The following is a 25,145-nucleotide window of genomic DNA, read 5'->3' on the forward strand; positions in this document are numbered from 1 at the left end:
AATGGCTTCATCTATTATTTATAAAAATATTCGCCACAAGGAATACCATGCAGATTCGAAAAGGATTAAATACCGACCTCGCACGTCTTGAATGCTGTGACTTTTCATTCACCGTCAGTCACGTTGCGCGGGAGCCTTTTATACATTGTGATTTGCATATCGACGCTGTCGCCGTGCCTTATCGTAAAACGTATGAGCTCGATATGCAGACCCTTGAAAATCATTGCGTTAATCCGGATGCCATATTTCTTGTGGCCGAAACAGATGAGGGAGAAATTGCCGGTTTTATCACCGCGTCAATGAGCTGGAATAAATTTATCGCCGTTGACTATATTGCCGTTGAGCGCACGAAACGCAGAGCTGGCGCGGCGCAAAAATTGATGGCGGCCGCACACGTGTGGGCGCGCAGCGTCAACGCGGCTGGATTAAGGCTCGAAACCCAGAATGTGAATGTTTCTGCCTGCCTGTTCTACCGTCATTATGGCTTTACGTTAGGCGGATACGATCGTTTCCTCTACAACGCATTACCGGAAAAAGACGAAATCGCCCTGTTCTGGTATTACATGCTGATCTGACCCTGGCTCTAACGGATATTGGCGGACGAAAGCGATTAGTCTGAAAATTATCCACCCGGCGCGCAAGGGAATGTGCGTCAGAATATGACTCACCTGCCTCCCTTCATTTTTCTGTCACTTAATTTCAATACGCTTACATGATTTTGACAATGACGTTAAGGAAAGAAGAGTGAATTCAATGGCTAAGGCATTACTGCTGGCATTACCTGTTTTGAGCGCGACCGCCACGGCAGCCGACCACGATATCTGTGAGCCGAAAGCGTATGAGATGGCGCTGCGCTATCAACAGAAATCGGCAGAAATCATGGCACTTCAGCTGCAGACCTATCGTTTCGCCACCGAGCGTTTTAACGAAAAAATAAAAGGGCTGACTGCACCTGAGAACTATGCCGTTGTGATGGATCTTGATGAAACGGTGCTGGATAACACTCCGTTACTGGCGCGTGATGCCGAACAGTGCCACGACTACACGAAATGGGACACCTGGAGTGACTGGGAAAAACAGGGAAAACCGGAATTAATTCCTGGCGCGAAGGCGTTTCTTGATCGCGTGAATCAAAGTAAGGTCCGTATTTATTATGTATCTGACCGCATGCAGGAAAACAAAGCAGATACGCTCAATACGTTAAAATCCCTTGGCTTACCGCAGGTTTCAGAGGATAGCGTTCTGCTCGATACGGTCAGTAAAGAAGCCCGCCGCCAGAGCATCCTGAAGAAACAGCAGATAATCATGCTCTTCGGTGACAGCCTGCCTGATTTCGCCGCGCAATTTAAAAACAAAAAGCCGAGCGAAGCGCAGCGTGAACTCGTTGAGGCCAGCGCCGATCGCTTTGGCAGTGACTGGATTGTGTTGCCCAATGCCGCGTATGGCTCGTGGTCAAAAGCCACGCTTGAAGGCTGGAAAGCCCCGCTGAAGCAATAACGTCTGGCTTGCCGGGTGGCACATTGCTGCCACCCGACATTTGACCCGACCTATCCATCCCGTTTATAGGTCCTATCATTATCAGGCGGGTTCATATAATTTTACGGAGAAGTAAGATGAGCTCTTTCTGAAGGAGACCCTTATGCTGACCGTAAAAAAACTTGCCCTGACAACGCTGATTTCCAGTTCGTTATTGTTCTACCCTGCGCTTCAGGCTTCGGCAGAAACGCCCCAGCACGTGGTTAAACAGCCTGCGGGGGGCTACAGTGTGCAGGTTGGCGATATTATGGTGACCTCGTTTACCGACGGTACCGTGGCGCAAGACCTGCACAAATTACTTCGTCGGACGACCCCGCAGAAGACCGATGCGTTGCTCGCACACAATTTCCAGACCAACCCGGTAGAGGCGTCCATTAACGCTTTTCTGATTGCGCTACCCGGCCACAAGATTCTGGTGGATACCGGCTCAGGCCAGCTTTTTGGCCCCGGTAACGGCGGGCGACTGATTGAGAGTCTGGCAACGCAGGGGATCGCGCCGCAGGACATCACCGAGATTTTACTGACCCATGCACACTCCGACCATGCCGGAGGCCTGGTCAAAGATGGCAAGGCGGTGTTTACCAATGCGCGCGTTTTTGTCGGCAAACCTGACATCGACTTTTTCTTTAACAACGATAATCAGAAAAAAACCGGCTACGACCAGAACTACTTCGATGTCGCGCAGAAAACCTTAAAACCGTATCGTGATGCCGGCAAGGTGGTTCCTTTTTCCGGAACCTCGCAGCTTCTGCCCGGGATAACCGGCACGGTTCACCCGGGCCATACGCCTGGATCGGCCTTCTATACGCTGGAAAGTAAAGGCGAGAAAATCACCTTTGTTGGCGATATTATCCACGTCGCGGCGGTACAGTTCCCGCAGCCCGCCGTGACCATCGCCTACGACCAGGATCAGGACGGTGCGGCACGTGTCCGCCAGGATGCTTTTGCTGATTTTGTGAAAAACAGAGACCTTGTCGCAGCCCCCCACCTGCCGTTCCCGGGTATCGGTTACGTCACGAAAGGCGAGCACGGCGGTTACGCCTGGGTGCCCGTCACCTACACCAATCGTGACAGCCACAGCGCAAAGTAAAACGGATAACACGATGGCGCCCGTTGCTGAGATAGATATCGACCTGATCCTGACGCTTGATGCATTACTCCAGGACCAGAACATCACCCATGCGGCCGCGCGGCTCGGCATCAGCCAGCCCGCGATGTCCGCCCGTCTGGCGCGCCTGCGTTCGCTCTTTGGCGAACCGTTGTTTATCCCTTCCCCACATGGACGTGGGGTGTTGCCCACGCCCAGAGCGGAAGCGCTGCGACCGCAGGTCATGACCGTATTGCGGGGCATTAACGCGATGTTTGCTCCCACCACCTTTGATGCGCAAACCAGCCAGCGGACATTTGTGATTGCCCTGCATGAAAATCCGGCCCTGATGCTGGGTGCCGAACTGCTTAATCAGTTCCGGGCCCATGCCCCGGGGATCCGCTTGCGATTCGCGCTGCCAGAAATGGCAACCCTGCCACAGCAGCTGGAAAAGGGTGATGTGGATGCCTATATCGGTGTGAGCGCCGGCGCGCACGACGGCTGGGTCAGACGCAAACTTTTCGATGACCAGTTTGCAACAGCCCAGCGAAAAGGCCACCCCCGCGGTGTCGGGCCACTGGATCTGGAGCACTATTGCGCGCTCTCTCATCTGGTGGTCTCTTCAGAGGGTGACCCGTTTACCGGCTTTGTGGATCAAACCCTGGGCGGACTGGGGTATCAGCGCAACGTGGTGATGTCCACGCAGAGCTACGCCATGGCACCTCCGCTTGTCGCCAGCACGGACCTGCTCTGCACCTTACCGGAACGTATGCTGCAACGCTTTGCCTCGACGCTGGATATCTTTCCCCCGCCGCTGCCGCTGCAGCCGATTACCATCAGCATGTACTGGCACCCGAAAAACAGTCAGGATCCGGCAAGCCTCTGGCTGCGCGAGCAACTGCTGCTGGCCGCGGGACGTCAGATGTGATCGAGGGTGTGCAGAAATTTCTTTAACACCTCTGAGCGAATGATCCGGTGGCACACCAGCTTCAGCTCGCTTTCCCTGAGCCTGTCAATGATGTCGACGTACACGACATTCTCCACGCTGACTGCCCTGGCGGAGGCTGGCAGTAGCGCCATGCCAAACCCCGCAGAGACCAGGCTGATGACGGTAGGTACGTCGGTGGCGTTTTGTACCACCTCAGGCTGGAAACCTGCGCCGTAACAAACGTCATAGAAGTACTGTTCGAGGCCCATTCCCTCCGGGTCGCGCAGGGAGATCCATTTTTCGTCTTTCACCGAGGCGAGCGTAAGCGCGGACGATTTTGCCAGAGGATGCTGTGAAGAGAGCGCCAGCACCGTTTTCTCGGATGTAAACGGGCGGCTTTGCAGGTCGTCAGGCAGAGACGGCAGCGGTGCCCGGATGATGGCCACATCCAGCTGGTTGCTTTGCACGGCGGTATAGAGCGTCTGCACATTCCCCGTCATTAGCGACATGGTTATGGCAGGCCACCGACTGTGCATCTGGCGCAGCGCGGCAGGCAGCCTGGTGTCAAACATGGCGCTCGATACGCACCCGAGATTCAACACCCCTTGCTCCCCCCTCGCCGTTTGTCTGGCGTCCAGTACCGCCTGTTCCGTCAGGGCGATCGCCAGCCTGGCTTTCTCCAGGAAAGCTTCACCGGCCGGCGTCAGGGTTAAACGGCGGTTCGCCCGGCTAAAGAGCGTAACGCCTAACCGTTCCTCTAACGTTTTAATCTGCTGACTCAGCGCGGGTTGTGCCATGTTCAGGCGCTCCGCAGCCCGGTGCATGTGAAGTTCTTCCGCAACGACAATGAAATTACGCATCTGACGAAATTGCATAACGCTTCCCTGGATTTTTTGATAATAAATTTATTATCAAAATAGCAGTAATGATGCAATTGATGCTATGGGCTATTGCCATAAAAATGGTGGCATGCAAACACGGGAGGAAAAAATGGAAAGTCCAGTCAACGATCTCAGAAGTGCCATCGCGTTACTGCAACGCCACGAAGGACAGTATATTGAAACGGATCATCCGGTGGATCCCAACGCGGAGCTGGCGGGTGTTTATCGACACATTGGTGCGGGCGGCACGGTGAAACGCCCTACCCGAACGGGCCCGGCCATGATGTTCAATAACGTTAAAGGCTATCCGGATTCGCGTATCCTGGTGGGCATGCACGCCAGCCGGGAAAGAGCGGCACTCCTTCTGGGATGTGAACCCTCGACGCTCGCGCAGCACGTCGGTCAGGCCGTGAAAAACCCGATCGCGCCGGTTGTTGTCCCGGCATCGCAGGCCCCTTGCCAGGAACAGGTTTTCTACGCTGACGATCCTGATTTTGATCTGCGTAAACTGCTTCCGGCCCCGACCAACACACCGATTGATGCTGGCCCGTTCTTCTGTCTGGGGCTGGTACTGGCAAGCGATCCGGAAGACAGTTCGCTGACTGACGTCACGATTCACCGTCTCTGCGTTCAGGAGCGCGATGAGCTTTCCATGTTCCTGGCCGCGGGACGCCATATTGAGGTCTTTCGTAAAAAAGCTGAAGCAGCCGGAAAACCGCTGCCGGTGACGATCAACATGGGGCTCGACCCGGCGATCTATATCGGCGCGTGCTTTGAAGCGCCCACGACGCCGTTTGGTTATAACGAACTGGGCGTTGCCGGGGCGCTGCGTCAGAAACCGGTCGAACTGGTACAGGGCGTGGCGGTAAAAGAGAAAGCGATCGCGCGGGCTGAAATCATTATCGAAGGCGAACTGCTGCCAGGGGTGCGCGTTAGAGAAGACCAGCACACCAACAGTGGCCATGCGATGCCGGAATTTCCGGGCTACTGCGGCGAGGCAAACCCTTCTTTGCCTGTCATCAAAGTGAAAGCCGTCACCCTGCGTCACCAGGCAATCCTGCAAACGCTGGTGGGGCCAGGTGAAGAGCACACCACGCTCGCTGGCCTGCCAACGGAGGCCAGCATCCGCAATGCCGTTGAAGAGGCCATTCCTGGCTTCCTGCAAAATGTCTATGCGCATACCGCGGGCGGCGGTAAGTTCCTCGGCATTCTGCAGGTGAAAAAACGCCAGCCATCCGATGAAGGACGTCAGGGACAGGCGGCGCTTATCGCACTCGCGACCTATTCCGAGCTGAAAAACATCATTCTTGTCGACGAAGACGTGGATATTTTCGACAGTGACGACATCCTGTGGGCGATGACCACCCGCATGCAGGGAGATGTCAGCATCACCACTATTCCAGGGATCCGCGGCCACCAGCTGGATCCGTCGCAATCGCCGGATTACAGCACGTCGATTCGCGGAAACGGCATTTCCTGTAAGACCATCTTCGACTGTACGGTACCGTGGGCGCTGAAGGACCGCTTCGAACGCGCGCCGTTTATGGAGGTTGACCCACGTCCGTGGGCACCAGATTTGTTTGACGCAAAACACGACTAGCACTTCCGCGATACAGAAGAGCGTATGGCTTTCGGGTCATACGCTCTTCTGTTTTTCATCGCAGGCAAAAAGGGAAATTGCCGCTTCCCCTGCTTTCTTGTACCCTTTCGTCGTTAACCCCAACCCCACAAGAACTGAGACATCCGGACGCTTATGACTGCACACCTTTCTAAAGACCCTTTACATGGCGTAACGCTGGAGATGCAGGTCAATGCCCTGGTTGCACGATATGGCTGGAGTGAGTTGGGCGATCGAATCAAAATTAACTGTTTCAGAAAAGACCCAAGCGTTAAATCGAGCCTGAAATTTCTGCGCCGCACACCCTGGGCTCGCGCAGAAGTTGAAGCCCTGTATCTTGATTCCCTGAATGATGCGGGGATCGCAGAACCGGACGAACCCGCCTTTAACCCCTGGGCTAACAGTCGGATAACCAAGAGCTAAAACGCAAATGACGCGACATGTAAAACGGATTGGTGCGCTGACTGCCTGCGCACTTTTACTTGTTAGTTGCTCCTCAAAACCACCAAAATCACTGGTAACGCCTCTCCCGACCGCGAGCAAACCGACCCAGCAGGCTAACGAGCCGATGCGTGGGATCTGGCTGGCAACCGTCTCACGCCTGGACTGGCCCCCGGTGGCCTCAGTGAATGGCCGCGATGCGCAAGACCGCATCGTGATGCAAAAACAGGCCCTGACGAACAAGCTCGACAAGCTTAAGCACCTCGGTATCAATACCGTGTTTTTCCAGGTCAAACCGGACAGCACGGCGCTCTGGTCGTCTAAAATTCTGCCGTGGTCAGATATGCTCACCGGCAATATCGGCGAGTACCCGGGCTACGATCCGCTGCAGTTTATGCTCGATGAAGCGCACAAGCGCGGCATGAAAGTCCATGCCTGGTTCAACCCTTACCGCGTTTCAACCAATACCAAACCGTCGACCATTGCCGCGCTGAACCGCACGTCGTCATTGCACCCTTCCAGCGTTTATGTCCAGCACCCGGAATGGATCCGCATTGCCGGCGATCGTTTTGTGCTCGACCCCGGCATTCCGCAAGTGCGTGACTGGATAACGCAGGTGGTCACCGAAGTGGTTGCGCACTATCCCATTGATGGCGTGCAGTTTGACGACTATTTCTATACCGAATCACCGGGATCCGCGCTCAATGACGCGCAGACTTTCAGACAATACGGTCAGGGATTTGCCTCTAAAGCAGACTGGCGCCGCCACAATACACAGCAGCTGATTGTGCAGGTCTCCCGGGCCATTAAGCAGACTAAACCTGGCGTGGAGTTTGGTGTCAGCCCGGCTGGCGTATGGCGTAACCGCTCATTCGACCCGGCCGGTTCAGACACGCGCGGTGCCGCAGCCTATGATGAATCCTACGCCGACACGCGTCAGTGGGTGCAGCAGGGTCTGCTGGACTATATCGCGCCACAAATTTACTGGCCTTTCTCCCGGGATGCGGCGCGCTATGACGTGCTGACGAAATGGTGGGCAGAGGTGGTGAAACCGACGCATACCCGCCTGTATATCGGCATTGCGTTCTACAAGGTAGGTGAACCGTCGAAAAATGAGCCGGACTGGACGGTTCAGGGCGGCGTGCCGGAGCTGAAAAAACAGCTCGATCTCAACGATTCACTGCCCAACGTGAATGGCACGATCCTGTTCCGCGAAGATTATCTTAATCAGCCGCAGACGCAGGAAGCCGTCAGCTACCTGCGCGGACGCTGGGGTAGCTGACCGGTCAACATCAGGCAGAAACACCCTGTTTCTGCCTGTTTTTTTTTACTACGGCTTCGGCCCAAACATCGCCTCAAGCTGTTTCTCATCCGGCATGCCGACCACCTGCTGAAGCTCATTATCGGCATTCAGATAATAAATGGCGGGCGTAGCGTTCGCGCCCAGGTTGTCCATTAACGTCTGGTGTTTTTGCAGTATGTTGACGGTTTCACGGGATGCAGTGCCCTGCGGTTTTGGCAATTTTTTCCCGCCAGAAAGCTCGTAATCACGCCAGGCCGAAACGGGATCTTTCGCATTCAGGATAGCGGAGGCATTACGCCCACTGTTGGGGTTGAGAAACGCCACCAGCAGCGTATTAAGCTGCACCTTGCCCGCCTTCACCCACGGCTGCGCCTCGGACCAGAATTGCTTGCAGTACGGGCAGAACGGATCGGCGAAGACGAAGACTTTGCGCGGAGCGTTATCCGCCCCCTCTTTCAGGGGATGCGCCGCGTTCAGTTGCTTCCACATTTCGCGTCCCATCGGGGCGTAGATCTCTTTCTGGAAATAGCCTTCGCTCAGGTTTTTTCCTTTTTCATCGTACAGATAGCCAGAAATTACGTGCTTGCCGTCAGGGGTTAAAAACAGCGTAACGCCCATATCCTGATACTGCCCCAGCCAGGCCGGCGCGCCCCCTGGCGCATCAATTTTCTTAATGATTTTGATATTCTGCTGCTCGCTGAAGAGCTTCACCACATCCGGTATCGCTTCAGCGGCCTGCGCCAGCCCTGACGTTGCCAGCACCGACAGTAACAGTAATTTTTTCATTTTCCGCTCCGGGATCATTGGGGGCGAACCGCCCCCTTCACGTTAACGATTTTTCAGTGCGTCACTGACCATTTCATCGAACTGTTCAAAAGGAACCCAGCCCGGGAGTAACCCTTCGCCAATCAGCGTGGCCGGTGTTCCCTGGATACCCATCTTTTCGGCGATGATCAGGCTGCGTTTGATCGTCACCAGGCTCTCATCATCAGGCGTTGTGACGTTCACCCCGGCCCGTTTTTGCGCCTCCTGAATGCTGGCGTCATCGTGATATCCCTTTTTGGCCATCAGGGTATGGTTAAATTTCATAAATTGCTCAGGATGCGCGCGCCAGACGGTTAAGGCATCGCGTGCTGAGGTCAGTGAACTTTCCGACCGGAAAGGCAAGAACTTAAATACCACCGCCACATCCGGGTGTTTTTCGACGATCTTTTCCAGGTAAGGATCGAATTTCTTGCAGTACGGGCAGTTGTAATCCGTAAAGACCACCAGGGTGAGCTTCGGATCCTTAGCGCCAATGCGCGGCGAGTCCGGGTCGTTAAACAGAAAGTCATAAACCATCTTCTGTGCACGTTGCTCCTGTTCCGGCGTCATGGTCTGCGCCGCCATCACCTGCGCTGAGGTCAACAGTAGCAGAAGCGTAATAAGGATTCTTTTCATAATACATTTAACCTTTAGCGTTGTTCAGGGTGGCAATAAGCGTGTCTTTATCCAGCAGCGGCGAAAGCATCTCCCCCTCAGGGAAGCCCGGGCCGTACACCTCATTAAACGGGATGGCGTAACGGTTTCGCTTTTCAAGGAATTCGGCGATAAACGCTGACGGCTTACTCCAGTCGCCACGCAGCGCCACCACGTCCGGCTGGCTAAGCGCGGCAATAACGTCAGGCTGGTTCAACACCCGATGCTCGTTTACCTTGCAGGTAACACACCAGTCCGCGGAGATATCCACGAAGACCCGTTTGCCCTGCGCAAGGGCACCCTGAATAGCGTCTTCACTTAGCGGTTGCCACGGGATTGCCTGAGCGACGCTTGCGGTGTTTGTTACAGGCGGTGAGGTAAGCAACCCGCGCAGCTGGTACCCGCCAAAGGCTGACAGCGCGATCACCACGCACCAGAACAGCGGCGAGGTTTTCTGCCCGGTCATCGCAAGCAGTGCGATAGCGACGACGATAAGCACTAACATCACGCTCTGGCTCACCGCCTCACCCAGATGCGGGTTAAGCAACGTCACCAGCCACAGGCTGGAAGCCAGCATCATCAGGCCGAGAATAATTTTCAGGCCGTTCATCCAGCGACCGGGTTTTGGCAGCAGCATGGCGGTTTTTGGAAGCAGCGCAACGAACAACCACGGCAAACTCATCCCCACGCCGAGCATCAGGAAGATAAGCCACAGGGAATGCAGCGGTGCGCCAAGGGCAAAGGCCACCGCCGTGCCGAGGAACGGCGCAGAACATGGTGTGGCCAGCAGCGTGGCAAACATCCCTTCGCAGAAACTGCCGGCAAGCCCCGTTCCCCCTGCCGTTGCCAGCCGTCCTGCGGCGGCAGAAGGCAGCAGCATCTCAAACGCCCCGAACAGATTGAGTGCGAAGAGGAAGGTCACCGCGACCATCAGGCCAATAAACCACGGATTCTGGAACTGAATACCCCAGCCCAGCGAGGCACCGGTCAGCTTAAGCGCGGTGACCATTGCGGCCAGCAGCATAAAGGAGACCAGGATCCCGGCACTGGTTGCCAGAAAGCGGAGCCTGATCATCCGTCTGTCTGAGCCCGCATGGAGCACGCTGTTGAGCTTCATGCCCATCACCGGCAGCACGCAAGGCATCAGGTTCAGGATCAAGCCGCCCAGTAGCGCAAAGAGCACCATTTTGCCGGTTCCCTCAGACACGCCCGCCGCTGACGGTTCCGCGGGCGTTGCCCCGACGCTCATCACGGTTTGCTGCGCTTTATCGCCATTGGTGAGCACAAACGACAGCGCTTTTCCCTGCAGCGAAGTGGGTTTATCTCCCCACTCATCGGTCACGGGCACCGTTACCCGAAGCTGATTGCCGTCGGCTTTGAGGGTCGGTTCTCCGGGAAGAATGTCGCCTTCCAGCGGGTCAAAATAGATCCCTGGCTTGTCCCATTGCCCTTGTGTGGTTCCCGTAATGATCAGCTTGTCGTCTGATAACCAGGCTGACAGGTCTGCGGACACGCCAGATGTCGCGGGAATGGCCTGCATCGCGCGTTCAAACGCGTGGCTGAACCCCTCATCCACCGGCTGGTTAAAATCAAGGTGCAGCTTATAGTCCGTCAGCAGACAGACATTGCTGCACGTGGAAAGGGTAAGCGTCCCGTCGAGCGCATCCCCCGCCGCACCGTCGAGGGTGATGGGGATGATGACCTTATCGTGATAGCCCTGGGTGGTCATCCCGGAGATATCAAAGCGCGAAGGCACCGGCCAGTGCCAGTCATCCGTTACGCCAGCAGGCCAGGTGATTTTCGGGGCTACGCCGCCCTCGCCGGGTGAACGCCAGTAGGTTTTCCAGCCGGGCTGCAGCTCAACGGTGAGCAGCGCGAGGATGCGGTTTTGCTCCCTTTCCGCCTGAACGCGGATCCGGGCATGATCGTTTTGCGGGGAAACCAGCCAGCCTGTATCCGCCGCATGGACAATGCCGATGCAGGACAGCCACAGGAAGACGAATCCCCTGAAGAGGTTAAACATGTTTTACTCCGTGAATAGTGAAAATTATCGTGTGGTGACGATGATTTTCATTCACGGAAAACGCAGTTTTTGAGGTGTATTCGGGGAGGCGGTGCCTGAACGGGCTGTTCTCTCGGAACGCATGCCCGCCCTTGCGTAAACAACTGAAGTAGCGCGAAGAAGATGATAATCGCCGGTAGCGCACCATCAAAGAACAGAGGCTGAGCACAAAGCAGCGAGTGTGCGCCTAACTGACACGGCGATGGCCCGGACGGCTCAGCGTCGCTGGTTTGAACCGGGGCATCAGCAATCAGGGTCGTTTGCGGATCCAGTCCCTGCAAAAAATGGTTGAGATAAACCGCACGCTGCACCAGGCAAATAGCCATCGCCAGACACGTGATTATCAAAAGCCATTTTCCCAGAAGCTGACGGTTGCGCATAACGTTCCAAATTTACCAGACGCCCCGATCATAAACGATAGTGATGAATCTACAAGTCCTGACAATGTAAGGTTTTGTCTGTCGGCGTTAGTCACCGGTCAGCGCATCATAGACGTCCCGCAGTCGCGTGCGCAGGAAAAGCACCGCCTTGTGCTTACGCGATAACAGCGCCTGCTCGCTGGCCCCGGTTTCCTCTGCCAGCATTTTAATGCTGTAGCCCTGGAGCTCCGTTTTTTCAAAAACCTCGCGCTGAGGCGGCGAAAGGTCAGACAGCGCCTGACCCAGTTCTTCCCACAGCAGCGTTTTGAGGTACTCCTCCTCCGGCGTATGCGGGACACCGAACAGGGTTTCCGCCAGTTCATCTTCAGGGAAGTCCTCATCATCCCCGGTAAAATATCCTGAAAGAGAGACCTCACGTTTTTTTCGTGCCCGGTCGGTCATCTCATTACGCGCCGCGCGAAACAGCCAGGCGGCGACGTTTTCGACCGGCTGCTCCACTTTCATCAGCTGATAGGTGACTTCCTGCAAAATATCGTCGGCATCATCGCGCACGGACGTTCGTCCGCGGATAAAGGCTTTCAGCCGGGCGCGGCAGGCATTAAGCGCCGACATCAGCAATGACTCTCCCGCCAGCCCGGTTTTCATCTCGCTCACTCTGCTTCCGGCGTTTTCGGCGCGCTGTCGTCGCGTTTATCTTCGCGATGACCGTGCCAGCCGCAATGCCCGCGACCATGGCGACCAAAGCCTTCGCGACGCTGCAGAATAAACGCCTCACGCTGTTCGGGGGTCATATTCATCCAGCGTTCGTGCATACGACGGTGAGCGCCGAACATCCCCGGGCGGAAGCCCAGCCCGCCGAACAGGATCCGGCTTAATACCAGAATCCCCAGCGCCTGCCAGAAACCGATGGCTTTCACGCCAAGAATGGCCGGGAGTAAGGCATTCCACAGGGTCATGACCACCAGTCCCAGTACAAGGACAATTACCGCGCCTATCACCAGCCCTTTACCCATACGGTGGCGGCCAAACCCGCGTCCGTGCCCTCTTCCGTGCATATCGAAATCTCTCATGGTGTTTACCTCATTTACAGTGATTGATTATGGCTTGTGATGAGGTAGACGGATGAAGCGGGGAAATATTGCTGGGGAGAATATAAAATTTTTTGTGCTTACGGATTTTAACGCATATCGCTCGCGACGGGTGGGCGCTATGCGTCGCCTCCCGACATATCACCTCGTACGAAACATTCGTTTAACTAATGCGGTAGCGATAACGGCCAAGATGATTGACAGCAACGTAAGGAAGATGTGTGAGGATAATAGCGGGTTTAGCATGCCACCTAAACTGGTTAAGTCGCTCGCGGAATAACACGCGGCCATAATCTGCAGGCGCAACGCCGGTGTCGGCGGCTGGTCAATCAGCGCCGACAGAAGCGAGCCGTATTCACGGCGCACGACGCGCGAGCCAATCGGTGTGACCAGAATGTCGCGCACGCTTTGCCTGATATGCTTAATCTCAGAGATACTGAGGCCGGTCTGGCTGTTCATTCCGAGATAACGCACCGTCATTGTGTCCCCTTCGTCCAGCTTCCGCCGCGTTGTACGCTGCCTTGTGCGTGGTTATCCACCTGTACGCCGTTTGATATAAGTGTCCCGCCGGCGTGCTCGATGTTCCCGGTCATCTTCCCGCCTTGCTTCACTTCGAGCGTGCCGGTCGTCAGTTTGTTGGTGCATACCACCTCGGGAGTATCGAGTGTGATAAGGGTCGAGGCTTTCACCAGCACCACCGGTACGGTGGCCGTAATGGAATCCGACGCGGTGACGTCAGCGGTTTTGATGCCTGACACGATGAGTGCGCCGCTTTCGGGATCGTAGTCGATGTCCGCCCCGTCAGGAAATGACACATGTAACGCATCGGGTGAGGTTGAGGGCGAGGGATTGTCGTCAGAGAAAATGCCCGGCAGCACAAAGGCGGTATCGAGCTCGCCGCCGATGGCCAGCAATAACACCTGTTCACCAACCGAGGGAGCCCACCACACGCGAGAGCGACCGGCGCGACAGGTGAGCCTGTTAATCCAGGTGGTTTCGATGCCGCTGGTCTGGACACGACACAACCCCTCGTCATGGTCGACGTTGGTCACGATGCCGATAAGGTTGCGGATCACGCGTGCGATTTTCTGCAAAGAATTGAGACTATTCATGGGGAAAGGATGCCGCCGGGCAAGGCCAGCGGCAATTTAAGCCGTATGTGTTACGGACCGCCCAACGATTTAGAAAGAGAAAAGCAAGAAAAGGGTGTTGAAGGGATAGGTCAAAACCTGCCAGAAGTAATCGTCGTGGCTCTGGTCAGGAGAAAAGAGACTGCCTGACAGAAGAATATAAAGCATGTATCCCGCCGCCAGAATCATTGTGCTGTACCGGAAAGCATTATTCCCATCCCTTACCTTTGTATATGCAAAAGATAGATAGAACCCCAGCACGATCAATGCGGGACAGGCCATGCTTGACACCAGAATAAGCAGGAAAAAGTTGAAATCGCGCGGGGTATCGAGAATCCCCATCAAGCGCTGGCCGGACAGATAATCAAAAAGTTGTGATAATTGCGGATAGAGCGAAAGATATTGAAGCATAATCTTCGCAGAGCAATAGAAAAGGACGCCCATCAGAGCGGAGGCAAGAGGATATAAAATATCCCATCCCCTGCTGATGCCATTCAGTCTGATGGTGTTTGCTACTCCAATAATACTGAACACAGCCAAAAAAAATGAAAGTGACCTGAGCAAATTAATGAAAAAGCCAGGAAACATATGAAAAACAACCATCATCACTACGGCGCAGAGCTTGACGGAGAATGCCATTTCCTTTCCGACATCATTGATAGCCTGATTGTATATCACAACATTATTGCTCCCGTGGATTTCCGGGCTTTGATTTCTTATATTACTTTTAAGACTAACGCTAATAACTTTACTAACCCTAAAGCTAAACAGAGCACCTACTGAAATAGCCAGCAGAGATTCAATACTGAACATACTTTCAAACATGGAATACTTCCTCATTCGTATTAATATCATTTCCTACATCAAATAATTAATCACAATTATGCCGAAAGAGGAAGAATGAACATTATAACGCAGTGTATCAATGATTATCTGCTTAACCCTCAGTCTTTCATTCTCGCTGATGGCGCTTGCCCGCTCGTTTTGAGCGGCGCAGTGCTTCTTTGCTGGCGATTCTTACGCGGGGCACCAGCTTTTAACGCGCCGTTAAGTATCTTCACGACGTCTGGCTCATTCCAGCCTATAATCCCCGCTCTCAATCAGATTTAACACCGCTCCCGCTCGCTCAGACGGTGTGGGGGATCATAACTGGATCACCATCATCGGTGAACTTTCCACAGTTATTGACAGGACTCCGAGGCGCGGCAATGCCGCTTTTTAAAGTCAAAGGCTCAACGGCCAAAAGCTTTGGACAATGCGCCATTCGGCTGTCCGGGTAACACAGCCCAAGTGCGGGGCGTAGATGCCCACAACTCTCTCTATATCCTCTACGTAGGCGTTGACCTCGCCAGCCACGTTACGAGCCACGCGGACGGTCTGGCTATCGAGTGGAACATTCGCCCCACCCTGCATTATGATATACAGGTCAAATTCACCTGCATCAGCTGCACCTCTTGCCGCCTCGACACGTTCATCGAATTCATCAGCAATGCTTACCCCGCGAGGCAAATCGCGCAGACAATGGTCTATACGCACTTCGCTCCTCAATACCTGCATGACGCGATTTCGTTTAACCCGCTGAAGGGTGCTAATGGTGGTAAGAGTGTCCACATCCTAGCCGCTTTTTATGGTTTTTGACTGCTAGTAGTAAAACGTGAAGCCTTGTCTGGCGCGGCTTCCCATTTACTTACGCCAGACATTAAAAAGGCTCCCTCAGGAGCCTCTCATTATCAATCACGCCTGCGCCGGCAAACTAAAGCTCGAAATACTCCTTGAGAGCTGCTGCGCCTGCTCTTCCAGGGAAGCGGCGGCTGCGGCGGACTGCTGAACCAGCGCGGCGTTCTGCTGGGTCACGCCATCCATCTCAGTCACCGCCTGTCCGACCTGGCTGATCCCACGGCTCTGCTCTTCAGAGGCCACGGAGATCTGCTCCATCAACGTATTCACTTTATTCACCGAACTGATAATTGAATCAATAACCTCGCCTGAGCGGTTCACCAGTTCAGCACCGTTTTTGACGCTGGAAACCGACTGGGCAATCAGGCTTTCAATGTCTTTCGCGGCAACCGCGCTTTTCTGCGCAAGGGTGCGCACTTCACTGGCCACCACGGCGAAGCCGCGTCCCTGTGTGCCGGCGCGTGCTGCTTCAACCGCGGCGTTGAGCGCCAGAATGTTGGTCTGGAAAGCAATGCTGTTGATGACGCTGGTGATGTCCTCGATGCGCTTAGAGTTCGCCGCGATGGTATTCATCGTTTCGATCACTTCGCGGGTCACGGCCTCACCGGTGTGCGCATTGTTCACCGCGTCCTGCACCAGTTTTCCTGCCTGGTGAACGTTATCGGTGTTATTCGCCACGGTCGCGCTCAGCTCTTCCATGCTGGCCGCCGTCTGGGTTAACGCGGAGGCCTGCTGCTCGGTGCGTGAAGCCAGATCGATATTCCCGGAAGCAATTTCCTGCGCGGCGTGGGTGACGGTATGGCTCGCGTCACGCACCTGAGCGATAGTCGACAGAAGCGCCTGGCGCATCTGCTCCATTGAGCCCATCAGGTGATCGATTTCATTGCCGGAGGTGCCTTTTACCGGCACTGGAATGTCCAGTTTACCGGCGGCAATCTGGCTGCAGTGTTCGCGTGCCAGGTTGACCGGTGCGAAAACAAAGCGCTTCATCAGCAGGCTGACGGCAACAATCACGATTACAAACAACAAAGCAATCGCCGCAATGATCGCCAGACCGGAGATGAAATTACTGCTCGCATCCTCGTTCAGGGTTTTGGCATATTTCTGGTGAACGGCAAGCACCTGGTCGAGAACGATTTCATACTGACGGTCGAGGCGGGACACCTCCGGGATAAGCGCATTAAACTTCGCGACATCGTGCGCAGCAGCGGCGTCAATCAACGGTGCCAGCCCCTGGTTACGGTAGTTTTGCCAGGCATCCTGATACGCGCTCACCAGCGGCGCTTCATCCGACAGGCGCGGAGACGCCATAAACGCCGCAAAGGCATGATCCGCTTTTGTGAGGGCCTCTTTAACCGCGGAAAGTTTCGCTGACTCGTCAGCCGAGTTCCCCGCTTCCACCATCTTCACGTACTCCATCACCCTGACGCGCAAGGTACGGCTGTGGTTGATGGGGTCAATGATCGACAGCACTACCTGGATTTCTTTGTTCACATTATCCAGGGAATTATTACTTTTAATGATGAGGCCAACGCTGGTAATGGTGCTGACGACAAAGAAGAAAAGCAGAGCAAAAAGGACAATCAGGGATGATTTTTTTAACGACATGGACCGATACCTCAAGAATAAACATTCCCTATCGTTATCGGCCGATCCAAAACTTAAATTAATTAAAGTTATTAACGTTTCCCTTCAGCAGCCAGAGCTATGCTTTCGCTTTATAGCGCCGCTGCAGGGTGGCATCCAGTTTTCGCTGTAACGGTTGTGGCGTTTCGCCGTCGATCAGTTTGCCAATCAGATCAAAGCAGTGCCACGCCAGTTGGCGGTTATCCTGGCGAATGGTATCAACCGGAATGGTGAGCGAGTCGTAAAGGTAGTGATCGTCAAAGCTGGCTAACCGGATATCACTTTGCATCAGGTTGTGCTGCCCCATATAACGCAATACCCCTTCCAGCAGACCACAGGCGGCAGTGAACAAGGCTTTTGGCGGGCGTCCCAGGCGGGCGCACAGCTCGGCGAACATCTCGTAGCCGGAGCTCGGGTGATAGTTGCCGTGAATGATCCACTCCGGGCGCAGCGCCACATTGGCCTCTTGCAGCCCTTGCTTAAACCCTTCCAGACGATCGCGCGTCGGGGAAAGCCGCGGCTGCCCGCCAAGGAAGTAAATTTCATCAGGATGCTGGCGCGCAATGTCGGCCACCAGTTCCGCCGTCGGGGTAATGGAATCGGTGATCACCAGCGGCAATGTGCTGTCGTTCATATGGCGGTCAAAAAGGACGACCGGCAGCTGTTCGCTCAGCTTCTGGTAGTCGGCATCATTGAGCATACTGGAGGCCACAATCAGCCCGTCCACCTGACGCGCCACCATGTTATTAACCACCACCGTCTCCTGCCCCGGGTTTTCATCACTGCAGGAGATGAGCAGTTGAACGCCTGCCTCACGGCACAGCGTCTCCAGTTCGTGAGAAAATACCGCAAAGCCGTAGTTAGTGATCTCCGGCACCACCAGACCGATGGTGTGGCTACGGTTATCACGCAGCGAGCGCGCATGAATGCTGGGCTGGTAGTGATGCTCTTTCGCAATCGCCAGCACGCGCTCACGCGTCTCTTCCGCCACGCGAAGCTCTTTGCTGCGCCCGTTCAGTACCAGGCTGGCGGTGGCTTTTGAAACCCCCGCCAGTTCCGCGATGTCTTTAATTGTGACGCGTTTTGTTTTTCTCACAACGACTTAGATCCGGCTGCCAAAACCCTTATTCTACCATGCAGCCGCGTAGCGACCAGTAGCGTAATGTGATGTCGGACCCACCTTCGAATCGCACCCGTGCCGGATGGTCAGGAAAATAGCGGCTGCTCATCACCCCTTCGCCATGATTGATGAAAATTTCAACGCTGGAGCTATCACACAGAACGCGTAAATGATGAACGTCGCCCCGCCAGTAACGGGTCAATGTCTCCCCGTTTTTCAGGCTAGCGCGTTCCAGACGCAACCCGCTGTCCTCGACGATAAGGCGCAACGCACCGGCGAAATCCACGGCTACTGAAGATGAGGTGAGCTCAAACTCAAGGCGCGTCGCATCAAAAACCGGGGCATCGCTGGCGTTACCCTGCCAGCGACATTCTTCTTCACGCAGTGCCTGCAGTTCGCGCACCGGAATCTGCCACAGTTTGCCGTCACGGAAGTGTAATTCTCGCGGGCAGGTCATCTGATGGATCCACCCTTGCGCCCGTGTGGGCTGAAGCATCTCTTCTCCGTCCGGCACGCCCATCCAGCCGATCAGGATCCGCCGTCCGTCTTCCGCCACCGTGGTTTGGGGAGCGTAGAACTCGAAACCGGCGTCCAGCTCGTGTAACTCACCATGTTCAAACGTAGCGCGGGTATGGTCGAACGCCCCGCTCGTCCACGTGGCCGGATAAGTATTGAGATAGCGATGCGGTTCGCGCGCCAGCCCCTGCGGGCAGCAGATCAGTACGTGTGTCCCGTCGAGGGCAAACAGGTCCGGGCACTCCCACATGTATCCCGCCTCGGTCAGGCCGTTCACGCCATGACCGGCAATCTCTCCGCAAGACGCCCAGTGGTGCAAATCGGCAGATGTGAACAGCAGCACCTTGCCGCGTTTTTGCAGATCCTGCGCCCCCAGTACCATGTACCACACCCCGTCGTGCTGCCACACTTTCGGGTCACGCACGTGCCCGGTGTAGCCTTCCGGAAGCGCAAGAACCGGACCGAGTTTTTTGAATGTACCGTCGGGCTGTTGCGTGGCAAGGCACTGCCAGGCGGTGCGGCTGCCATCATCAAATTTCACGTTGCCGGTATAACACAGCGTCAGGACACCGTTGTTATCGACGGCGCTGCCGGAATAGCAGCCGTTGCGGTCATACTCCTCATCGGGCATCAGCGCCATCGGTTCATGCTGCCAGTGGACCAGGTCTGCGGAGCTCCAGTGCCCCCAGCACTTATAGCGATGGTCGCAATCCAGCGGATTCCACTGATAGAACAGGTGGTAGCGCCCGGCAAACCAGATAAACCCGTTAGGATCGTTCATCAGCCCCGTCACCGGTGCCGGATGCCATTGCGGATAATGGCTGTCGGCGTACGCACGCGGCTGGCCTTTCATGACGGCCTGCAGGATTGCAGGCCAGCGGGAAGGTAACGTCATTATTCAGAATCCGTTTTATATTTCAGCAGCAGCGAGACGGTAAACGCCACGCCGAAGGCAATCACCATGCCGATAATATAGTTAAGCAGCGAGCTTGCCTGCACGATCGCCATGCCCGGGATGGCAGTCAGCCCGACGGCGGTCATATAAACATGCACCGAGACCACCCACGCCCCGCCTGCCGCACCGCCAATCAGCGCGGCGATAAACGGTTTCACGAAACGCAGGTTGATACCAAATATTGCCGCTTCGGTAATGCCCAGCATGGCCGAAAACGCAGACGGTAACGTAATGGCTTTAATTTTTGCATCTTTGGTTTTAAACCAGACCGCCAGACAGGCTCCCCCCTGCGCCACGTTAGCCATCGCCCAGATAGGCAGCAGGAAGTTAACGCCAATCGACGGATTCCCCAGCAACCCGGCTTCAATGGCATGGAAACTGTGGTGAATACCGGTGATAACGATAACCGAGTAAAGCCCGCCAAATAACAGCCCGGCCAGCCAGCCCGCATGGGCGATCAGGGTGCTCAGAACAAAGGAGATGCCATCCCCTAACGCACGCCCGGCCGGGCCAATAATCAGCAAGGCAATAAAGCCGGAGAGAATAACGGTGAGGAACGGCGTCAGGATCAGATCTAACGCATCCGGAATAATACGGCGCAGGTTTTTCTCCACGATACTCATAAACCAGACGGCCAGCAGCACCGGGAACACCGTTCCCTGATAGCCAATCATGGCAATCTCAAGGCCGAAGAAGTTCATGGTGTGGAAGCCAGACGCCACGCCCCAGGCGTTTGTCAGCGCCGGGTGCGTCAGAATGCCGCCGAGGGTCGCCCCCAGATATGGGTTACCGCCAAATTCACGCGCGGCCGTGAAGCCAATCAGGATCGGCAGAATGATAAACGCCGCTGAGCTGCACATATCCAGCATGATATAGAGTGCGTTATCGGCATTGACCCAGCCGTAGGTTTTGACCATCCCGAGCAGGCCCATCAGTAAACCGGAGGCCACAATCGCAGGAATGATCGGCACAAAGATGTTCGAGAGCAGTCGGGCAATGCGCTGGAACGGGTTCAGCTTGCGTGCCGCCATGTCGGCCGCTTCGGACTTGCTGGATTCGCTAATCCCTGCCGCCTGGATAAACGCGGCGTAGACCTTGTTAACCACCCCCGTACCAAAAATCACCTGCATCTGCCCGGCGTTGCGAAAACAGCCTTTAACGCCGTCAACCTTGCCGATGGCCTGCTGATCGGCAAGCGTGTCGTCGACCAGCACCAGTCGAAGACGCGTTGCGCAGTGCGCCGCACTGGCGATGTTCTCTTTGCCACCGAGCAGCGGAATGAGCGCGCGGGCGATATTATCAAAATCCATAGATACCTCTGCCTGACTGTATTTTTATGATGTGAGAAACGCTCCCGCACTGCGGGAGCGTAAAAGGTTAAAACCAGGTTTCCATCTGTACCCCAAAGTTCCATTCCCCGCCGGCGTTGAAACCGCTGCTGCCAAAGGCATCATCGCTGGCGTAATTATCCAGTTTGCTGCTCCAGTCCATCCAGGTGGCGAACAGACGCAACTCAGGACGGCTGAAGAAATCGCCGATCTTGCCCGCTTTTAACGTTGGGGCAAAGGTCAGCTTGTAGAAACTTCCGTTGACGGCGTTTCGGTCTTTATACCCTTCCGGATTTAAATCCATGTACTGATAGCTGCCCTCAAACGCCAGGGCGAAATTCTGCGTGACCTCTTTAATCAGGCGGGTATTGAGCGTGACCCACTCATAGCTGTCGCCTTTTACATAGCGGTCTTTACTGCTCTGGGCCAGAACGGCAGGCGCGATATGCCAGCCACCACCTAGAGGCGTGACACCGTAACTTGCAAAGCGCCAGGTATCGGCTTCAGAGAGCAATGCGCCATCGGAACCGATGCTCTTCACCTCTGCCCCCAGCCCGTGGCCGTACAGCAGCGCCGTTTTGGCTGAGCCTTCACGCAGGCCGTAGAAACTTTCATTGTGCAATCCGACCAGAGCATGAACGCCATTGTTGGCGGCGTCGGTTTTTATCAGATCGCCATTGCTGTCTTTGCGGTCGTCGTTGTCTTTTGCCCGCAGGCCGCTCACCATCAGCTGGAATGGCCCGGCGAAGTGGTTCATGCTCAGGATGTAGTTTTGAACGTTATTGTCGATTTGCTCTTCGCTGCCGAAGTTACGCCCGTAAAGAGAGAAGTTGCTGCGCAGCGATTCATTCCATTTCACGTCATACACGCCACCACCGGTACCGGCCAGGAACACCACATCGGAATCCAGCCAGTGAATATCAAAGTTATCCCGGTCGAAGCGTTTACCGGCCCAGAAGGTACTGCCCTTCAGCGCGCCGGTAAAATCAGGCAGATTGCCCAGTTCAGCAAACGCCTGACGAATATTGAGATCGCTGGTGTCAGCGGACCAGTCGTTATAGGTTTTCTGACCATCCGCCAGCATGGCCTTGAAGCGCGTGGTTGCCCCGTTATCCAGGGTCTGTTTGTGTTCCACGTTCAGCTCAACATAGGTATCGGCTTCATTCCCCAGACGCCCGACCGCACCACCGGTTTCCCCGGCTGGCGTCAGATAAGGGCCGCTTTTACTGCTCGACGCCGCATCGTTCATCAGCAGGCCAGAACGGGCATAGCCATGAAATTCAAACCCACTGCTCTGATCGGCTTTCTTCTCCAGTGCGGCGGTACGCTGCGCCACTTGCTGGGTTGTTGTTTGCGCCTGCTGCTGGGCAGTCACCAACTGCTGCGTTTTTTGTTCTGCGTCGGTGGCGCGTTTCTCCGCAACCTGCGCGCGGGTTTCCGCAGCCTGAAGACGCTGCTCCAGAGCAGCAAGACGCGCTTCGATACTCGTCATATCCGTTTGGGCAAAAACAGAGGTACTCCCGGCCAGCATGCCTATCATCACGGCAAGTCTGCGTTTTTTATACATTTTGTCGCATCCCTAAAAGAAGTCATTGAAAGTGCTAAATTGCTAAACCGGTTTAGGTTGATGATACTAAACCTGCCAATTTTGGATCGGCAATCTTTTTTGCTAAACCGATTTAGTAAGTGTGATCGAGGCGACAATTCAGGCCGTCGACAGACGGCCCGTTGCGGGAGGAATTACAGTTGCGGGTGATAAGGCAGCGCGGTCATCGCCCCTTTAGCCGTGGTGGCTAACGCGCCGCAGCGCTGGGCTAATGCGATCACGCGTGGAAGATCGTGGCTGTCAATGCTCCCAGCGGAAGCCAGTCCATAAAGCAGTCCCGCCACGAAGGCATCACCTGCGCCGGTGGTGTCCACGCATTCAACGGGGGTTGCCGGATAATGCTTCATCGTTCCGTCATGCCAGGCGATGACCCCATCTTTGCCCTGAGTGACCAGCACCAGCCGGGCCGGACAGCGGCGCATCAGCGCGGCCAGCCCTTCCGTGACCCCAAGGTCGGCGGTTAAAAAAGCCAGTTCTTCGACGGAGAGTTTGACGACGTCAGCGCATTGCAGCGCCTGTTCGAGGCAGCGGCGCAGGTCGTCCTCATCCGGCCAGAGATCCGGGCGGATATTGGGGTCGAAACTGACATAACCCCCCGCTTCCCTGACCGCGTTCATGGCCTGAAACGTTGCAGAACGGCTCGGTTCAGCGCTCAGGGCAATGGAACAGACATGCAGCCACTCTCCTGCGCTAAAGGGCGGCAGGTCGGCTGATGCCAGAAACAGATCGGCGCTCGGGCGAACCATAAAGGTGAAAGAGCGTTCGCCCTGTTCGTCCAGATCCACGACCACGGTTGACGTGCGGTGTGCCGGGTCGAGGCGCATCCAGTTTACGTCAACCTGCTCGTCAGCCAGCGTTTTATGCATAAAGCGACCGAAAGGATCGTCGCCGACTCTGCCGATAAAGGCGCTTTTCCCGCCCAGACGGGCAATACCGACCGCCACGTTCGCCGGCGCGCCGCCGGGGCATTGCAGCAACCGGCCTTCTCCCTCCGGTAATAAATCCACTACCGCATCGCCAAGTACCCAGATTTTTTGCATGTGATCCTCTCAGCTAAACAATGTTAAACCGTTTTAGCTATTTAAGCACAGGCAGGACGAAGGGGAAATAATACGGAAGGAAAATTGGCTTAACGCACCAGGTGTGGCCAGCTAATATCGCCTACGCCATTCAGCGCTGGACGGGCAAACAGAAAGCCCTGAAAGCGTCGGATCCCGGCAGATTCAAGCCAGCACCACTCTTCCAGCTTCTCGATGCCTTCCGCCACCAGGGTGATTTCAAGGTCGGTGCAGCAGCTGACTATCGAGCGCACAATCGCCTGTTTTGGCCCACTGAGATGAATATTGCTGACAATTTCGCGGTCAATTTTAATTTTATCCGGCTGGAATCGGGTCAGCAGTGAAAGCCCGGCGTAGCCCGAACCGAAATCATCGATCGCCAGGCCAATACCTTCAGCGCGCAGGTGTTTAATGGCGCTATTAAACTTGTTGAACCCGGAAATCATCTCGTTTTCGGTCACTTCAATGACCACCTGCTCCGGCTGAAGCCCATGTTGTTTAATCTGTTCAACCAGAAACTCCACGGCGCCAGGCACTTTAACCAGCGACATCGGGAGAAGATTTACCGCGATTTTATGGCTCCCGATCCCCAGTTTATCGGCCAGCGCAAAAGCCCAGGCTTTGGTCTGGAGATCGACTTCATAGATTTTGTCCTGATCGAGGCGGCTGAAAAAATGCTCCGGGCTTCCCCCGTCATTACCGCGGATAAGGGCCTCAAGTGAACTGATTTTCCCTTCCAGCGGTTCGACGATGGGCTGGAGGGCGAACTGGCAGGTTTGTTTGTCCAGCAGACCCAGACTCTCGCCAAACGGCGATTTCTCACGCGAGAGCGTCCATTTCTCCGGGGCAAAACGCGCCCCCGACGGGGCCGGTCGTTTGCCGGTAATAAACGTCTGAATAAATTTGAACACCCGATCATCAGATGTCAGATAACTGTCCAGTTTGCTGTAGTGCAGTACCGACTGCAGAACGTCTTTCGGCGACTGGTTCTGCAGGTCAAACAGCAGCATACCGACATTCTCAAAACGTCTGCGGGGGCCATAATCACGCATAAGCTCAACCACGCCGCTGTGCCGCTTATCCTCACGGATCTTCTGAAACAGCCTAACCACACTCTCTTCCGAGCCTTCGAGGAGTTGCAGGACATCATCTCCTTTTGAAAGAAGAACGCCGGTAATATTCAACCCGGCATTGCGCGTCCTGGCCTGTTCAACCAGCGCCTGGAGTTCGGCGGATCGGCAGGATAAATTCAACTGGCTGCGGTAAATAAGAGTAGTCAGCACAAAAACGTGTTCCGATAAGAGGTATGCGTTGGACATTACTGTTTAACATACTTCATCTGCGCGA

General features: G+C 55.2%; 24 protein-coding genes and 1 pseudogene. 7 read left to right on the top strand and 18 right to left on the bottom strand.

The window, feature by feature from the left end:
• Positions 1-47 precede the first annotated feature (47 nt).
• From ACMGG3_RS07055 to ACMGG3_RS07070, 4 genes are all read left to right on the top strand, one after another.
• Positions 48-575 carry a GNAT family N-acetyltransferase gene (locus ACMGG3_RS07055; RefSeq protein WP_020884118.1) on the top strand — a complete coding sequence of 176 codons (528 nt, stop codon included), beginning with the start codon at positions 48-50 and terminating at the stop codon, positions 573-575.
• Between the two features lie 178 nt (positions 576-753).
• Positions 754-1,497 carry a 5'-nucleotidase, lipoprotein e(P4) family gene (locus ACMGG3_RS07060; protein WP_410396118.1) on the top strand — a complete coding sequence of 248 codons (744 nt, stop codon included), beginning with the start codon at positions 754-756 and terminating at the stop codon, positions 1,495-1,497.
• Positions 1,498-1,639: 142 nt separating this feature from the next.
• Complete coding sequence (locus ACMGG3_RS07065) at positions 1,640-2,626, top strand: MBL fold metallo-hydrolase (protein WP_414149735.1); 987 nt, start codon at positions 1,640-1,642, stop codon at positions 2,624-2,626.
• Positions 2,627-2,639: 13 nt separating this feature from the next.
• Complete coding sequence (locus tag ACMGG3_RS07070; RefSeq protein WP_414149736.1) at positions 2,640-3,551, top strand: LysR family transcriptional regulator; 912 nt, start codon at positions 2,640-2,642, stop codon at positions 3,549-3,551.
• On the opposite strand, the gene ACMGG3_RS07075 is transcribed toward ACMGG3_RS07070, so the two are convergent.
• Positions 3,542-4,426 carry a LysR substrate-binding domain-containing protein gene (locus ACMGG3_RS07075; protein ID WP_059306093.1) on the bottom strand — a complete coding sequence of 295 codons (885 nt, stop codon included), beginning with the start codon at positions 4,424-4,426 and terminating at the stop codon, positions 3,542-3,544. The genes ACMGG3_RS07070 and ACMGG3_RS07075 overlap by 10 nt on opposite strands.
• 115 nt (positions 4,427-4,541) lie before the next feature.
• On the opposite strand from ACMGG3_RS07075, the gene ACMGG3_RS07080 reads away from it, so the two are divergent.
• From ACMGG3_RS07080 to ACMGG3_RS07090, 3 genes are all read left to right on the top strand, one after another.
• Positions 4,542-6,032 (top strand): UbiD family decarboxylase, encoded by a 1,491-nt coding sequence (locus ACMGG3_RS07080; RefSeq protein WP_040017527.1) that lies wholly within the window; start codon positions 4,542-4,544, stop codon positions 6,030-6,032.
• A 153-nt stretch (positions 6,033-6,185) separates the two neighbouring features.
• Positions 6,186-6,473 carry a VF530 family protein gene (locus ACMGG3_RS07085; RefSeq protein ID WP_279256937.1) on the top strand — a complete coding sequence of 96 codons (288 nt, stop codon included), beginning with the start codon at positions 6,186-6,188 and terminating at the stop codon, positions 6,471-6,473.
• A gap of 7 nt (positions 6,474-6,480) precedes the next feature.
• On the top strand, positions 6,481-7,773 hold the full coding sequence (locus tag ACMGG3_RS07090) for a glycoside hydrolase family 10 protein (protein WP_185791195.1): 1,293 nt from the start codon (positions 6,481-6,483) through the stop codon (positions 7,771-7,773).
• Positions 7,774-7,821: 48 nt separating this feature from the next.
• On the opposite strand, the gene dsbG is transcribed toward ACMGG3_RS07090, so the two are convergent.
• From dsbG to ACMGG3_RS07175, 17 genes and pseudogenes are all read right to left on the bottom strand, one after another.
• A complete protein-coding gene (gene dsbG / locus ACMGG3_RS07095) occupies positions 7,822-8,580 on the bottom strand; it encodes a thiol:disulfide interchange protein DsbG (protein ID WP_050736814.1) in 759 nt (252 codons plus the stop codon).
• Positions 8,581-8,622: 42 nt separating this feature from the next.
• Positions 8,623-9,234 (bottom strand): DsbA family protein, encoded by a 612-nt coding sequence (locus tag ACMGG3_RS07100; protein WP_020884110.1) that lies wholly within the window; start codon positions 9,232-9,234, stop codon positions 8,623-8,625.
• Positions 9,235-9,241: 7 nt separating this feature from the next.
• A complete protein-coding gene (locus tag ACMGG3_RS07105) occupies positions 9,242-11,275 on the bottom strand; it encodes a protein-disulfide reductase DsbD family protein (protein ID WP_414149737.1) in 2,034 nt (677 codons plus the stop codon).
• A 47-nt stretch (positions 11,276-11,322) separates the two neighbouring features.
• Positions 11,323-11,694 (bottom strand): hypothetical protein, encoded by a 372-nt coding sequence (locus tag ACMGG3_RS07110; protein WP_014170111.1) that lies wholly within the window; start codon positions 11,692-11,694, stop codon positions 11,323-11,325.
• An 87-nt stretch (positions 11,695-11,781) separates the two neighbouring features.
• Entirely contained in the window at positions 11,782-12,339 is a 558-nt protein-coding gene (locus ACMGG3_RS07115; RefSeq protein ID WP_185791269.1) for an RNA polymerase sigma factor, read from the bottom strand.
• 5 nt (positions 12,340-12,344) lie between these two features.
• Positions 12,345-12,764, bottom strand: a complete 420-nt coding sequence (locus ACMGG3_RS07120) for a hypothetical protein (RefSeq protein ID WP_414149738.1) — start codon at positions 12,762-12,764, stop codon at positions 12,345-12,347.
• A gap of 159 nt (positions 12,765-12,923) precedes the next feature.
• A complete protein-coding gene (locus ACMGG3_RS07125) occupies positions 12,924-13,262 on the bottom strand; it encodes a GPW/Gp25 family protein (RefSeq protein ID WP_014170114.1) in 339 nt (112 codons plus the stop codon).
• Positions 13,259-13,894, bottom strand: a complete 636-nt coding sequence (locus tag ACMGG3_RS07130; protein ID WP_014170115.1) for a phage baseplate assembly protein V — start codon at positions 13,892-13,894, stop codon at positions 13,259-13,261. Before ACMGG3_RS07130 ends, ACMGG3_RS07125 begins: the two co-directional genes overlap by 4 nt.
• Positions 13,895-13,963: 69 nt before the next feature.
• A complete protein-coding gene (locus ACMGG3_RS07135) occupies positions 13,964-14,737 on the bottom strand; it encodes a hypothetical protein (protein ID WP_127341443.1) in 774 nt (257 codons plus the stop codon).
• A 119-nt stretch (positions 14,738-14,856) separates the two neighbouring features.
• Positions 14,857-15,430 (bottom strand): annotated as a pseudogene (locus ACMGG3_RS07140) (replication endonuclease); the annotation flags it as partial.
• A 216-nt stretch (positions 15,431-15,646) separates the two neighbouring features.
• Entirely contained in the window at positions 15,647-17,197 is a 1,551-nt protein-coding gene (locus tag ACMGG3_RS07145; RefSeq protein WP_059306097.1) for a methyl-accepting chemotaxis protein, read from the bottom strand.
• A gap of 97 nt (positions 17,198-17,294) precedes the next feature.
• Complete coding sequence (locus tag ACMGG3_RS07150) at positions 17,295-18,311, bottom strand: LacI family DNA-binding transcriptional regulator (RefSeq protein WP_014170151.1); 1,017 nt, start codon at positions 18,309-18,311, stop codon at positions 17,295-17,297.
• A 28-nt stretch (positions 18,312-18,339) separates the two neighbouring features.
• Entirely contained in the window at positions 18,340-19,746 is a 1,407-nt protein-coding gene (locus ACMGG3_RS07155) for a sucrose-6-phosphate hydrolase (RefSeq protein WP_410377095.1), read from the bottom strand.
• Positions 19,746-21,116, bottom strand: coding sequence for a sucrose-specific PTS transporter subunit IIBC (locus ACMGG3_RS07160; RefSeq protein ID WP_014170153.1), 1,371 nt, complete (start codon positions 21,114-21,116; stop codon positions 19,746-19,748). Before ACMGG3_RS07160 ends, ACMGG3_RS07155 begins: the two co-directional genes overlap by 1 nt.
• Positions 21,117-21,183: 67 nt before the next feature.
• Positions 21,184-22,701: a carbohydrate porin gene (locus ACMGG3_RS07165; RefSeq protein ID WP_014170154.1), complete on the bottom strand. Its 1,518-nt coding sequence runs from the start codon at positions 22,699-22,701 to the stop codon at positions 21,184-21,186.
• Positions 22,702-22,874: 173 nt separating this feature from the next.
• Positions 22,875-23,780, bottom strand: coding sequence for an aminoimidazole riboside kinase (locus tag ACMGG3_RS07170; protein ID WP_063924923.1), 906 nt, complete (start codon positions 23,778-23,780; stop codon positions 22,875-22,877).
• 89 nt (positions 23,781-23,869) lie between these two features.
• The gene (locus ACMGG3_RS07175) at positions 23,870-25,081 is read right to left on the bottom strand and encodes a diguanylate phosphodiesterase (protein ID WP_025204149.1); all 1,212 of its coding nucleotides are present in this window, start codon (positions 25,079-25,081) and stop codon (positions 23,870-23,872) included.
• Positions 25,082-25,145 lie beyond the last annotated feature (64 nt).

Source organism: Enterobacter sp. BNK-18, from assembly GCF_047456135.1.
GTDB lineage: Bacteria > Pseudomonadota > Gammaproteobacteria > Enterobacterales > Enterobacteriaceae > Enterobacter > Enterobacter ludwigii.

Bases quoted from the DNA above. Each gene is read 5' to 3' on its own strand.
- ACMGG3_RS07155 (WP_410377095.1), bottom strand. From the start codon at position 19,746: ATGACGTTACCTTCCCGCTGGCCTGCAATCCTGCAGGCCGTCATGAAA.
- ACMGG3_RS07065 (WP_414149735.1), top strand. From the start codon at position 1,640: ATGCTGACCGTAAAAAAACTTGCCCTGACAACGCTGATTTCCAGTTCG.
- ACMGG3_RS07075 (WP_059306093.1), bottom strand. From the start codon at position 4,426: ATGCAATTTCGTCAGATGCGTAATTTCATTGTCGTTGCGGAAGAACTT.
- ACMGG3_RS07110 (WP_014170111.1), bottom strand. From the start codon at position 11,694: ATGCGCAACCGTCAGCTTCTGGGAAAATGGCTTTTGATAATCACGTGT.
- ACMGG3_RS07090 (WP_185791195.1), top strand. From the start codon at position 6,481: ATGACGCGACATGTAAAACGGATTGGTGCGCTGACTGCCTGCGCACTT.
- ACMGG3_RS07070 (WP_414149736.1), top strand. From the start codon at position 2,640: ATGGCGCCCGTTGCTGAGATAGATATCGACCTGATCCTGACGCTTGAT.
- ACMGG3_RS07115 (WP_185791269.1), bottom strand. From the start codon at position 12,339: ATGAAAACCGGGCTGGCGGGAGAGTCATTGCTGATGTCGGCGCTTAAT.
- ACMGG3_RS07105 (WP_414149737.1), bottom strand. From the start codon at position 11,275: ATGTTTAACCTCTTCAGGGGATTCGTCTTCCTGTGGCTGTCCTGCATC.
- ACMGG3_RS07165 (WP_014170154.1), bottom strand. From the start codon at position 22,701: ATGTATAAAAAACGCAGACTTGCCGTGATGATAGGCATGCTGGCCGGG.
- ACMGG3_RS07145 (WP_059306097.1), bottom strand. From the start codon at position 17,197: ATGTCGTTAAAAAAATCATCCCTGATTGTCCTTTTTGCTCTGCTTTTC.
- ACMGG3_RS07055 (WP_020884118.1), top strand. From the start codon at position 48: ATGCAGATTCGAAAAGGATTAAATACCGACCTCGCACGTCTTGAATGC.
- ACMGG3_RS07130 (WP_014170115.1), bottom strand. From the start codon at position 13,894: ATGAATAGTCTCAATTCTTTGCAGAAAATCGCACGCGTGATCCGCAAC.
- ACMGG3_RS07085 (WP_279256937.1), top strand. From the start codon at position 6,186: ATGACTGCACACCTTTCTAAAGACCCTTTACATGGCGTAACGCTGGAG.
- ACMGG3_RS07120 (WP_414149738.1), bottom strand. From the start codon at position 12,764: ATGAGAGATTTCGATATGCACGGAAGAGGGCACGGACGCGGGTTTGGC.
- ACMGG3_RS07080 (WP_040017527.1), top strand. From the start codon at position 4,542: ATGGAAAGTCCAGTCAACGATCTCAGAAGTGCCATCGCGTTACTGCAA.
- ACMGG3_RS07100 (WP_020884110.1), bottom strand. From the start codon at position 9,234: ATGAAAAGAATCCTTATTACGCTTCTGCTACTGTTGACCTCAGCGCAG.
- ACMGG3_RS07170 (WP_063924923.1), bottom strand. From the start codon at position 23,780: ATGCAAAAAATCTGGGTACTTGGCGATGCGGTAGTGGATTTATTACCG.
- ACMGG3_RS07060 (WP_410396118.1), top strand. From the start codon at position 754: ATGGCTAAGGCATTACTGCTGGCATTACCTGTTTTGAGCGCGACCGCC.
- ACMGG3_RS07160 (WP_014170153.1), bottom strand. From the start codon at position 21,116: ATGGATTTTGATAATATCGCCCGCGCGCTCATTCCGCTGCTCGGTGGC.
- ACMGG3_RS07125 (WP_014170114.1), bottom strand. From the start codon at position 13,262: ATGACGGTGCGTTATCTCGGAATGAACAGCCAGACCGGCCTCAGTATC.
- dsbG (WP_050736814.1), bottom strand. From the start codon at position 8,580: ATGAAAAAATTACTGTTACTGTCGGTGCTGGCAACGTCAGGGCTGGCG.
- ACMGG3_RS07135 (WP_127341443.1), bottom strand. From the start codon at position 14,737: ATGTTTGAAAGTATGTTCAGTATTGAATCTCTGCTGGCTATTTCAGTA.